At 37.1% G+C, this 12,294-nt stretch carries 12 protein-coding genes; 11 read left to right on the forward strand and 1 reads right to left on the reverse strand.

The window, feature by feature from the left end:
* Window positions 1-279: 279 nt before the first annotated feature.
* Genes XMG48_RS01410 through galE form a run of 10 tightly spaced genes read left to right on the forward strand, consistent with a single transcriptional unit; the run spans window position 280 to window position 10,964 of the window.
* Window positions 280-1,446 carry a nucleotide sugar dehydrogenase gene (locus XMG48_RS01410; protein WP_173480277.1) on the forward strand — a complete coding sequence of 389 codons (1,167 nt, stop codon included), beginning with the start codon at window positions 280-282 and terminating at the stop codon, window positions 1,444-1,446.
* Window positions 1,447-1,457: 11 nt separating this feature from the next.
* On the forward strand, window positions 1,458-2,462 hold the full coding sequence (locus XMG48_RS01415; RefSeq protein ID WP_173480278.1) for an NAD-dependent epimerase: 1,005 nt from the start codon (window positions 1,458-1,460) through the stop codon (window positions 2,460-2,462).
* Window positions 2,462-3,709 (forward strand): oligosaccharide flippase family protein, encoded by a 1,248-nt coding sequence (locus XMG48_RS01420; RefSeq protein WP_173480279.1) that lies wholly within the window; start codon window positions 2,462-2,464, stop codon window positions 3,707-3,709. Before XMG48_RS01415 ends, XMG48_RS01420 begins: the two co-directional genes overlap by 1 nt.
* Complete coding sequence (locus XMG48_RS01425) at window positions 3,706-5,187, forward strand: hypothetical protein (RefSeq protein WP_173480280.1); 1,482 nt, start codon at window positions 3,706-3,708, stop codon at window positions 5,185-5,187. The genes XMG48_RS01420 and XMG48_RS01425 overlap by 4 nt, the downstream gene beginning before the upstream one ends.
* A 39-nt stretch (window positions 5,188-5,226) precedes the next feature.
* Window positions 5,227-6,039, forward strand: coding sequence for a glycosyltransferase (locus XMG48_RS01430; RefSeq protein ID WP_173480281.1), 813 nt, complete (start codon window positions 5,227-5,229; stop codon window positions 6,037-6,039).
* On the forward strand, window positions 6,036-6,545 hold the full coding sequence (locus tag XMG48_RS12120) for a DapH/DapD/GlmU-related protein (RefSeq protein ID WP_173480282.1): 510 nt from the start codon (window positions 6,036-6,038) through the stop codon (window positions 6,543-6,545). Before XMG48_RS01430 ends, XMG48_RS12120 begins: the two co-directional genes overlap by 4 nt.
* The gene (locus XMG48_RS01440) at window positions 6,542-7,756 is read left to right on the forward strand and encodes a hypothetical protein (protein ID WP_173480283.1); all 1,215 of its coding nucleotides are present in this window, start codon (window positions 6,542-6,544) and stop codon (window positions 7,754-7,756) included. Before XMG48_RS12120 ends, XMG48_RS01440 begins: the two co-directional genes overlap by 4 nt.
* Window positions 7,710-8,774 carry a glycosyltransferase gene (locus XMG48_RS01445; protein ID WP_173480284.1) on the forward strand — a complete coding sequence of 355 codons (1,065 nt, stop codon included), beginning with the start codon at window positions 7,710-7,712 and terminating at the stop codon, window positions 8,772-8,774. The genes XMG48_RS01440 and XMG48_RS01445 overlap by 47 nt, the downstream gene beginning before the upstream one ends.
* 1 nt (window position 8,775) lies before the next feature.
* Complete coding sequence (locus XMG48_RS01450; RefSeq protein WP_173480285.1) at window positions 8,776-9,873, forward strand: glycosyltransferase; 1,098 nt, start codon at window positions 8,776-8,778, stop codon at window positions 9,871-9,873.
* Window positions 9,874-9,929: 56 nt separating this feature from the next.
* Window positions 9,930-10,964, forward strand: a complete 1,035-nt coding sequence (galE, locus tag XMG48_RS01455) for a UDP-glucose 4-epimerase GalE (protein ID WP_217363796.1) — start codon at window positions 9,930-9,932, stop codon at window positions 10,962-10,964.
* Window positions 10,965-11,091: 127 nt separating this feature from the next.
* Here galE and XMG48_RS01460 read toward each other — a convergent pair whose 3' ends face one another.
* Window positions 11,092-11,988: a tyrosine-type recombinase/integrase gene (locus XMG48_RS01460; RefSeq protein ID WP_173480286.1), complete on the reverse strand. Its 897-nt coding sequence runs from the start codon at window positions 11,986-11,988 to the stop codon at window positions 11,092-11,094.
* 49 nt (window positions 11,989-12,037) lie between these two features.
* Here XMG48_RS01460 and XMG48_RS01465 point away from each other — a divergent pair, with 49 nt between their 5' ends.
* Entirely contained in the window at window positions 12,038-12,274 is a 237-nt protein-coding gene (locus tag XMG48_RS01465) for a helix-turn-helix domain-containing protein (RefSeq protein ID WP_173480287.1), read from the forward strand.
* Window positions 12,275-12,294: the final 20 nt, after the last annotated feature.

Genomic DNA, 12,294 nt, shown 5'->3' on the forward strand with positions numbered 1-12,294 from the left:
TACGAGGCCCTTATCGCAAACTAAAGTAGTTTGATTTAGAAAGGCTTAGCTGTAGGTAGAGAGCTAATGCATTTAAGTGTTAAAATTAAAGACTTAGTTAGAGTGGGTAAGGCGACATTATCGCTGCTAAATAGTTTTGAATATAAATATTTTATTGAGTCTCTTGTTGCACTTTTTACTTTAAAAAATTTCTTATACCAAATTTAAATTAGGCCACAAAAAAAGTCGTAGGAGCTAACTCGAATAGCGAAGCGATTCTGAATTAGGTAGTTTTAATTGATGAAAATAGCAGTTGCCGGCACGGGTTACGTCGGCCTATCAAACGCAGTCCTTCTCGCTCAATTTAATGAAGTAGTTGCTGTTGATATTGTTCAATCCAAAGTGGATATGATCAATGCAAAGCAGTCACCAATTGAAGATAAAGAAATTCAAGAGTTCTTATCAGAGCGCTTTCTTCGCTTAACGGCCACTACAGATGCGGCGCTAGCATATAAAGACGCTGACTTCGTCATTATATCGACTCCGACGGACTACGACCCCGAAACTAACTACTTCAATACGAAAAGTGTTGAGTCTGTTATCAAAGATGTAATGCGGGTGAATCCTGATGCGTTGATGGTGATTAAATCAACCATTCCTGTTGGGTTTACAGCCGAGGCTCGCAAACGCTTTGGTACGGAGAATCTAATCTTCTCGCCAGAATTTCTTCGTGAGGGTAAAGCACTTTACGATAACCTACACCCGTCAAGAATTGTCGTGGGTGAACAATCGGGACGTGCAGAAGTATTTGCAAAGCTGCTTCGTGATGGAGCAATTAAAGAAGAGATCCAAATTCTGTATACCGACTCTACCGAGGCTGAGGCGACCAAACTGTTTGCAAATACTTATCTCGCCATGCGTGTGGCATTCTTTAACGAGCTGGATACCTATGCAGCAACTCACGGTCTAAATACTAAGCAAATTATCGATGGTATTAGTTTAGATCCGCGAATTGGTGGTCACTACAACAATCCTTCGTTTGGCTATGGGGGGTACTGTTTACCCAAGGATACTAAACAGTTACTTGCTAATTATGCAGATGTTCCGAGTAATATGATTCGCGCAATTGTGGATTCGAACTCGACGCGTAAAGATTTTATTGCGGATAGTATTCTTCGTAAAAAACCAAAAGTTGTCGGCATTTACCGATTGGTAATGAAAACTGGCTCGGATAATTTTAGAGCCTCCGCAATACAGGGCGTAATGAAGCGCATTAAAGCCAAGGGTATTGAGGTTATTATTTACGAGCCTACTTTCCATGAAGAGGATTTCTTTAATTCTCGTGTTGTTTCAGATCTTGCTGAATTCAAAGATCTGAGTGACGTGATTATTGCTAATCGTCGATCTGAAGATCTTGAAGATGTTTCTGAAAAGATCTTTACGCGAGATATATTCGGATCAGATTGAGAGTTGATGGTATGAAAATATTAGTAACTGGAGCAGCAGGCTTTATAGGTTTTCACGTAAGTAAGTATTTGTGTGACCGTGGCGATGAAGTGGTCGGTATTGACAACCTTAATGACTACTACGAAGTTAGCCTTAAAGAGGCGCGCCTCGCTCAATTAGAGCCTCTATCGAGCTTCCGTTTTATCAAACTCGACATTGCCGATCGTGATGGGCTAGCTAAGTTATTTACAGAAGAGAAGTTTAATCGCGTTGTGCATCTAGCCGCACAAGCCGGTGTTCGCTACTCGATAGAAAATCCACACGCATATGCTGATTCCAATCTTGTTGGATTTCTAAATATTCTTGAAGGCTGTCGTCAAAATAAGGTTGAGCATCTGGTGTACGCTTCATCGAGCTCAGTATACGGCGCAAACGAGACAATTCCGTTTAGCGAAAACAATAATGTCGACCACCCCGTTTCGCTGTATGCCGCTTCTAAAAAGGCAAATGAAGCTATGGCACATAGTTACAGTCAGCTATACAACTTGCCGACTACAGGTCTGCGCTTCTTCACTGTGTATGGCCCCTGGGGTCGTCCTGATATGTCGCCGATTCTGTTTGCAAAGGCGATTACTGAAGGCAAACCACTGAAGGTATTCAACTACGGCAAACATCGCCGTGATTTCACTTATATTGATGATATCGTACAAGGGGTGGTTCGCACACTGGATAATGTAGCGCAATCAAATCCTGAGTGGTCTGGCTTAAATCCTGATCCAGCAACATCCAAAGCTCCTTGGCGTATCTACAACATCGGTAATAGTCAGCCTGTAGAGCTGCTCTACTACATTGAGTGCATTGAGAAGTCGTTAGGAAAAACTACCGAGAAGGAGTTACTGCCACTCCAGCCTGGTGATGTAGAGCATACCTACGCAGACGTAACTATGCTGATGCGCGATACAGGCTACAAGCCAAATACCCCTATTGAAGAAGGGGTGAACAAATTTGCCGCTTGGTTTAGTGGCTATTACGTGTAATGTTTAAAAAGATTCGAAGCACAGAAAATAAAAAGACTTTAATAAATAACTTTTTTTCATTATTGATTCTACGCGGTTTCCAGTTTTTAGTTCCATTGATTACTTTACCATATCTAGTAAGAACAATAGGTTTAGATAAGTTTGGGTTGGTGAATTTTGCGTTGTCATTTGCCTTGTATTTTAGCGCTATTGTTCAATATGGTTTTGGACTTTCTGCTACTCGAGAAATTGCTAGACATCGAAATGATGCAATTAAATTATCTAACATATATTCAGCAACTTTTATCGCTTCAGCTTTATTAGCGATTATTAGCATAATCTTATTTTGCGTAATTGTGATATATGTTGAAAAATTCAAGAGCTATGTTGATCTTTATTTGTATAGTATGGCTTTTATTGTTTTCCAGAGTCTGTTTCCAATTTGGTTTTATCAAGGCATGGAAAAAATGAAATACATAACATTTTTAAAGCTTAGTACTAGTTGTATGTATTTAATAGGATTGCTTGTATTTGTAAAGCAAGAAGCAGATTTTAAAATTGTACCGTTACTGAATGCGATTGCAGCATTTATAACGCTCTTCATATCTATATCACTAATAAAAAAACAGTTTAAGGTCCGGTTTGAAATGCCAAGTTTCCAAGATCTGAAAATTGTATATAAAGCTGGATACCATGCATTTGTTTCTCAGCTTGCACCGAATCTTTACAATAACACAGCTGTATTCTTGCTGGGTTATTTTACAAATAGTACGACGGTTGGAGTTTATACAGCGGCAACAAAAATTATAGACGCATTTAATTCTTTTGCTTATATTATTTCTAGTACGTTTTTACCATATCTAGCAAGAAGTCTTCAAAGATACAATACATTTCAAGCAATTATGTTAGGCTCTGGAATAGCCCTAACATGCACAACATATTTATCTGCTGACTGGATCGTGCGTTTAATTTTTAGTTTAAATAATCCCGATATTGTTACTTACATAAAATTTCTAGCTATCTCTATTTTGATGTTATTTATAAACATGACTTACGGCGCAAATTACCTGATGCTTATTGGTAAAGAGGAAGTAGTCAAAAATATTGCGCTTTACACTTCAATAATCTTCTTTCTAATAGCACTAGTAGTGATTCCGATATTTGAGATTTGGGGCGCCATCGTTGTGCTCGCTGGCGCACGCACAGTCATAGCAATTTTGCACTATATAAATTATCAGAAATACAACAAAGTAGAATATCATAAATGATAGTACACTATACCCCAAACCAACCCAGTATAGCTTTAGAGTCAGATTTGGCGGGCGAATTTCCGCTATATCTCTATTGGTCGGAAGATAAATCTACTTTTCTGTATTCAAAGTCCATCACAGAACTATTGGATGATGCTCGCGTACCAAAACCTTTGAAGGTGAGCATTGAAGGTTTATCATTTTTATTGCAAAGTGGGGTGGTACCGCCACCCAAAACTGCATATGAAAATATCTATATACTGAGCGTCGGTAATAAGGCAAGTGTATCGACTGTGAACAATAAAATAGATATTAAATTTAGTAATGAATTCCCATTCTATAACTCAAATCGTTTTGATTTTAAAGAGATTAAGCCAGACGAAACTTATATTACGCAACTTCTAGCCGAAGTTACGATTAATCGGCTTGATGAATCCAAACAAAGTTTTTTGTTTCATAGTGCTGGTAAAGACAGTAATAGCATTGCATTAGCTTTAGCTGAAGCTGGCTGGCAGAATAAGGTAACGTTGATAACGCACAAAACTAAAGGTATTAATGACGAAAGCCATATAAGTAAAGAAATAGCTAAAAAATTGGGATTTAAGCATGAAGTGCTTATTGAGCAGATACTACTTAGTAATGATTACAAAGTGATAGCTCAAGATTACTTTTTAAATTTACCTTTTCCAAGTACCGATAGTGTTACGTTAGCTTACCCTTCGTACGTAAATCAATTACCTATGCTAAAAGGATCTAATATTATTGATGGCATGGGTAATGATGTTTATATGGGGCATATTCCTACCCGTTCTGAATATACACGACAGCAGCTATCGGTTTATTTAAAATATTTACGAGTACTTTCAAAAAAATGCCATACGACAAGTAGGTTAAATGTTATCGGCCGCACTCGTAGTGAGTGTACTGGGATGTCAGGCTTGTCGTTTAAGGATAGCGGGAAAGTACTTAAAGATTCTCAAGATATATCGAAATACTGGTTAGCTAAAGATAATGACGATGATTACTTGGATTTCAGAGCATTGATACGAGGCGCGGTAATTGACACAGAAATATTTACACGAAAAGCAAGGAATTTTGCAGATTCAATTGGTGCAAATTTAGTGCTACCTTGGGCCAATAAAGAGCTAGCTTTGTATTTTTCAAAGATGCCAGCTGAATTCTTATTTAATAGAAAGGAGCTGCGCAATAAACTAGTACTTCGTAATTTAATTAAGAAGATTGGTATTGATTCCAACCAGCTAGGTAAATATGGCTTTACATTTGATTATAAAAGTTTGGTGGTAAATAATTTATCCTGGATGGTGCAGGAAATTAAAAGCTGTAATTACTGGAATAGCTCTAGTATGAATATATATTTAGAGGATCTAGTGAAGATTTTAAGTGGATCGGGTCGGGGTGCTAGTGTCGCAGCAAGCACAATACATCGTATATTTTTGTTATCTGCATGGTTAAATAATTGCAAATATATAAATTAGAATTTTAAGATATTAAATTTATTATTTTAAGAGTATTAAATGAATAAAATATCAGTTGTAATGTCTGTTTATAAGAATGATAAACTTGAATGGCTGAGGGAAAGTGTTGATAGTATTCTTAATCAGACATATGAGAATTTTGATTTATTTATTGCTGTTGATGGGCCTGTAAGCGATACATTAATGGAGTATGTTGAAGGGTTATCAATAAAAGAAAATGTGAATGTCTTTTATTTTGAAGAATGCTGTGGACTAGCAGCTCGCTTGAATTTTTTAATAAAAAAGGTTTTGTTAGATCCTGATGTGAGGTTTATTGCAAGAATGGATGCGGATGATATATCAATGCCAGATCGACTGCAAAAACAATTGAATTATATATTGCAAAATGAGCTTGATGTAATAGGGTCTAGTGTGGTTGAATTTTGTTTGGAAACAGGAGTTCGGCATTCAAAAAAATCTGTAATTTACGATGATGATCTTAAGAAAAATATTGTTGTCAGGTGCCCTTTTAATCATCCTACAGTATTATTTCGACGTGAAGTATTTGATTCCGGAATAAAATATGACGAATCTTTAAAAAATACACAGGATTATAAGCTGTGGGTTGATATGGCGTTTCAAGGTATGTTATTTGGAAATGTTGCAGAGCCGCTGTTACAATTTCGAATTAGTAAAGATTTTCATAAAAGAAGAGGGTTCAAAAAAGCTAAAAATGATTTTTATTTAAGATTTTATGCTATGCGGAAGTTAAGGCTTTATTCGTTTCGTAATTTATTAGCAGCCTTTTCAATTCTGGTGCTTAGAATTTCACCAGAAGCCGTTACTAAGTTTGCGTATAAATACTTAAGATGAATTATTTAAAATTTTTACGTGTGTTTAAAGAAGAGATTTGGTCATTCTTACAATGGGTCCTTTTATTTTTACCTGGTAGAGTGGGACATTTCACCAGGGGCTCGGTCTTAGGTTTGTTTTTTGGTAGCAAAGGATCACGGATAACGATTAAGGAAAATGTAGAAATCTACCGTCCACATAATTTTTATATAGGTAGTAATTCTGGAGTTGGTAGAAATAATATTATCGATTGTAGTGGTACTGTTAGAATCGGCCAAGGCACACGATTAGGCCCTAATGTTACAATAGCGACAATGAACCACGCTTCAAAAGAAGAAATTATAGGCAAAGCAAGAAAAATACTTTTACCCGTTACAATTGGTGATAACTGTTGGATTGGTGCGGGAGTGATTATATTGCCGGGTGTCTGTATAGGTAACAATTGTATAGTTGCCGCCGGTGCTGTTGTTACTAAAGATATACCAAACAATAGCTGTGTTGGTGGTATACCGGCTAAATTGTTATGATGTTTTTGACTGGTTCATTGTTTTTTGCAACATTATCAAATCATAGTGGGATTACAATCCCTTTAGCTTTGTTTTTTGCTTTCTGCTTTCTTGCATATTTAAAATTCCGTTTTGACAATTTTTATCTGCCAAGTTTTGTTTGGTTCTATATTTCAGCAGTATTTGTAGTTGTTGAGGGATTGTTATTTCAGATTGGTATTCCTGAATATAAGTCTGCGCCTGAATTTAATGAGGCCTTCTTAAATAATTTTATAAAATATTTTATTTTAATATTTCTGTTGTACGTATATGCTGTGGCAATAAGAAATTCTCCTTCTAGCTTTTTAAAATCATGTTTCCTTGTTTTGATTTTTCATATTGTGGTTTTCTACATCCAATTTATATTTGCCTACTTTTTGGGTTACTATATCGACTTTGTTCTCCCTTTTACAGGTGAGGCATCACGGTTTAGATTTTATGGTTTAGCTTCAATATCATCTTTATATCGATGTACAGGTTTATTTGTTGAACCTTCAACGTATGCAGCGTCGATTTATTGCTTGATCTTAATTATAAAATTCAATCCCAAATATAATGGAGGTTTAGATAAGTACTTAAAACTGGCTTTTCTGTCAATAGCTCTTACTCTTTCGACACTTTCAATATTGATTCTTCTCCTCCATTTGTTTTTTGCAAATCTTCATAAATTTCTTAAGATTAAGAGTTTGTTATCTATTCTTGTTTTTTTAGTAGTGTCTATTGCGTTAATTCCTCAAACAGAAATATATCAAGTACAGTCTGAGAAAGCTTCCTCAACGTCAAGTATACGTTTTAATTTGATAGACTTTGTATTAAATCGTGATGAATCTCTCTTGGTTTTTGGTAGTGGTTTATTTGGAATTGAAAAAACACTTATTTCTGGTTCGGAAGCTGCTTGCGGTGCTGTAGGTGAATGCACAAGTGTAGTTAATCGTCAGCTTGCATCTCCTGCTGATAACGGAATTTTATTTTATTTATTTATAAAATTCGGAGTGGCCTCATTTTTGATTCTCCTTTTTGTTTTTTACCCGTTATTTCTTAGTAGAAAACTTGATAGAATTGGTTATGTATTTGTTTTGTTGTTAACGAAATTGCAGTTTGCGTTTCCTTTAATATGGATTTTTATTCTAGTAATGCGAGGTGGTAATGAAAATTCTAGCGATAATGCCTTGGTTAAGAAAAGGTGGGGCTGAAAAAAATACTATCAAATTAATAAATCAGCTTGCTACTCAGCATGATGTTGAGCTGCTAGTTTTTTCTCAAGAGTATAGCGATTTGGAGAGTTTTATATCACCTAATATCGCAGTATCCTCGGGACTTAGCTGGTTTTCTGTTTTTTTGAAAGTTTTATTTTCTTCGCGTTGTGATATCGTATTTTGCTCCGATCACAAAGTTGCCTTTTTTATGGTTTTAATCCGTAAATTTTTATTTTTTAAAGGATTTAAAGTTGGTTTTAGGTGTATTAACAATATTTCGGCCCTTCTAATTAATCGATCTCTTTTTTTTAAATTTATTTTCCGCGATATGATTTCGCGTGCTGATTTTGTCATTGCTCAATGTGAAGGTATGAAATCTGATTTGGTTAACTCCTGGGGTCTATTACCCTCTAATATTCACGTTATATATAATTCTTTAGATAGTAAGTCTTTTGTAAGTGCTCCGCTGAAGCTTAAAAGCAATAAAAAGTTTCTTTATGTTGGTCGCTTTAGTCAACAGAAAAGACTTGAGTCTTTAGTTGAGGCTTTTTTGATCGCAAATTTGCATAAGAGTGTACTAACTCTTGTTGGTTTTCGTGAAGATATGGTAGAGGATAGAAATACATTAGCTCGGATTTATGAGGTAATAGATAGAATCGAGAGTAATGGGCGCGTGTTTATAGAACCGTGGACAAATGATTCTTCAGTCCATTATAAGAGCCACAGTTTCTTCTTATTAGCTTCTAGTTACGAAGGGTTTCCTAATGTTTTGATTGAAGCGATTTCAAATGGTTTGGTTTTAGTTTCATCGGATTGCGATTTCGGCCCAAGAGAAATTATAGATGACTATAACGGTCTTCTTGTCACTGATTTCTCTGTTGAGTCGTTCTCGTATGCAATTGAAAGTGCAGCTGAAAAAAAGTGGAATCGTGATTATATAGTATCTAAGGCGCATAGATTTGACGATCTTGTTCAGCTTCCCAAAATTAATTTTGTAGTCGAAGGCCTTTTTTAGCATGTATGTTGTTTTGCCGAGTATCAACCAAGGTGGTGTAACTAAAGCTACCCGTTTACATATCGAGTGCTTTTCTAAAGATGTGGAAGTTTTAGTTTTAAGTAATAATAACATTGATGAGTTGGCTCTTAAAAATTTTGAAGGCTATAACATCAGTTTTTTAGGAATAAATTCTTTCTTACGAATTTTTTCATTAATTTCAATAATTAAAAATTATCGAAATGTATTAAGCGGTGATGTCGTTGCAATGCATTTTGATTCTATTTTATTTTGTCTCTTAGTGCGTTTTTTCGGGGGCGAATTCAAAATTTTTGGTTATGTGCATACGGATTTAGAATCTTATACTTCCTCTCTATCATTTTCTAAAAGATTTTTTTTCAATATTTTTATTTATTTTTTTCGTTTTTTAGACGTCGTTGTTTTTTTGACTAACACTCAGCGAGAATTCTTTGAAAATAGGTATATGTTGGGTGTGTCTGGCCCTGTTATCATGACAATTCCTAATCCTTTTGATTGGAATGAGGTGTTTGGTGTTAGAAAAAAATCTAATAATTATATTGTTTTTGCAGGGAGGCTTTCTGCCGAGAAAAATGTAGACTTCATTATAAATGCTTACTGTATGTATCTTGCTAAGGGTGGAAATCTTCGTCTGAAAATATGTGGTGAGGGTTTTGAAATGGACCGACTTAAATCTCTAGCCCGTAATTTAGATGTATCGAGTAATATTGAATTTTGTGGTTATGTTTCTAACATCCAAAAAGTTTTTGATGATTCGCATTTGCTTGTTTTGGCATCCAAAGTAGAAGGGTTTCCTCTGGTTTTTCTTGAGGCGCTTGCTGGTGGTGTAAAGGTACTTACTTCTGCTTTCTCCCCTTCTTGTTACGAAATCTTTGATGAGGGTACGAACGTTGGAAGTGATCTAACTCGTCGTAATTATGGCATCGTCGATGTTTTTGGGGCTCGCGCTTTAGATGTATATTCTGATGCTATGCTTGATTTGACTAGTGCAGATGATTTTGATTTCGTTTCATGTGCTAATACATTGGAAAAATATTCAATTAAAAGTGTTACTTCCAAATGGAAGTCTATACTTAGTTGATTTTTTTCGATTAATGTTTTTAAAATATTAAATTTTTCCTAGTTTTAAAGGTTTTTATGAGTTCAGTGAAAAAGCGAATGATTTTAGTTACCGGAGGTGCCGGTTATATTGGTTCTCATACTGTTATTAGTTTGCTCAATCAAAACTATCAAATACTAGTTCTTGATAATTTTTCCAACTCATCGATAGTTGCGCTTGAGCGTGCGTCAGCTATCACGGGGAAACATATTGAAGTTATTGAAGGTGATATTCGCGACGGGTCTCTGTTGAAACGCATTTTCGCCGAATACCCTATTACGGCAGTGATGCACTTCGCTGGTCTTAAATCTGTCGCTCAGAGTGTTGCCGATCCTTTAAGTTATTTCGATAACAATGTTTCTGGAACAGTCATACTATGTCAGGAGATGGCCGCCGCAGGGATCTTTACTCTTGTGTTTAGCTCTTCTGCGACAGTGTATGGTGTGCCTATGATTAATCCGATTTCCGAGAGCTGTCCGACAGGTATACCAACAAATCCATATGGTCGCTCAAAGTTGTTTGTAGAAGAGTTATTGGCTGATTTAGGGCGCTCAGACAAGCGTTGGCGATTAGCTTTGTTACGCTATTTTAACCCAGTAGGAGCACATCAAAGCGGCATGATTGGTGAATCCCCTAATGGGGTCCCGAATAATTTAATGCCTTATATCAGCCAGGTGGCGATTGGTAAACGTAGTGAACTTTTGGTTTTTGGGGATGATTATCCGACGTTCGATGGTACGGGGGTCCGTGATTATATACATGTTGTTGATTTGGCTGAAGGGCATTCGAAGGCTTTGAATGCACTTAATTCACTTAGTGGCGTAAATATCTGGAATCTGGGCACGGGTAAGGGGTTCTCTGTATTCCAGATAATCGAAGCATTTGAGCATGCCTCAGGTCAAGCTGTTCCCTATAGAATTGCACCGCGTAGGGCTGGCGATATTCCTGAGTGCTGGGCTGATCCTTCTAAAGCAAGAGAAGAGCTGGGCTGGGTTGCCGAGCGTGGTCTGGATGAGATGATGCAGGATACTTGGCGCTGGCAGTTGCTGAATCCAGAAGGTTACTCTGTTTAATATTTGACTTTCCACTCAAGAGGTACCTTAGGCTGAGTCAGATTTGAATATCTTGCTAAAATGTCTATCTTTAATTTTTTTACGAATATCCTTCTGTCAGTTGCTGTAAGTAACTCTGCCGGTAGATTCATAAATTAGATTCTTCAAATACATCTAAGTCACTTCCTACCCAGCTTGCTAGGTACTTTAGTGCGGTAGATTTTGATGACCAGCCACCACGTAGCATAATCTTTTCTAATGGTACGCCTCTCTCTAACAGATCTAAGGCTGAGCCTACTCTGAATGAGTGCCCACTGAAATGGGGTAGATGACGAAGTCGAGATCTGTATTGCAGGTCGACTAGGATGTTAGACAATGCTGCAGGTGAGAGTGGGCCGTTTACGGTGCCGTTTTTACGGATGCTTCTTAGAACCACTCCTTTGCTAATATCGATTCGGCTTTGCCATTTAATTATCAAGTTGGCCAATTTGTCTGATATAGGTATTAGTCGTCCATTGCCTAATTGGTCTGTTTTTGATTGGCGTAATAGCAGTGCGTATTTGTTGTTGGGCATTTTCTTTAGGTCTTCGAATCTGAATTGACAGATCTCGCTTCTACGGCGCATGCTTTCGTAGCCTAGTTGGAGCAGGACCTTGTTGCGCAGGCCGATAACGGAGTTGTCGCATTTCTTCATCATTAGATCTAAGTATTCACGTGTTAGTGGTGATGCTTGTTTTTGTGCACGACCGATTTTTCTGTGCATTCGTTTTAGGGCTAATAGTACTTCTGGATCGCGTGTAGGGTTTGGATTGCGCGATAGGTGGAAGATGGAGCTGAGTGAGTTTAAACGTCGTCTTATGGTTGCGCTTTTGTAGTTTTCAGACATTTCTTCTACGTATAGAGCTAGGTTTTCTGCGTTTGCGGGGATAGGTTCTAAGTTGTGTGGTTCGCACCATTTTTCGTAGTGGTTGAAGTCAGCTCTGTATGCGCGAATAGTATTTTCCGCGAAAGCTCCGTCGAATGATGCTAGTATTTCTTCTATCATGGGGTGATACCTCTAAATGTCTCTTTAAAGGTCAGTATAGTCTCTAATAGTGATAAGTTCAAGTCAAATTCGTGCTGCACGTGCACTTCTTGGGTGGAGTGGTGAAGATTTAGCTGCTAAATGTGATGTTAGTTTGAAGACGCTTCGTCGTTATGAGCCACAGGAAGGTATCCCTGCTGGTAGCACAGCAACGCTACTGAGAATCAAATCAGTGTTTGAAGAAGCTGGTGTAGAGTTTATTGGAGATCCTGTTGCGAATCCTGGGGTTATGTTGCATCTGAAATGAGATCACGGCTTGAGGCTTTC

Origin of the sequence: Marinobacterium sp. xm-g-48, assembly GCF_013282925.1 — a bacterium.
Taxonomy (GTDB): domain Bacteria; phylum Pseudomonadota; class Gammaproteobacteria; order Pseudomonadales; family Balneatricaceae; genus Marinobacterium_E.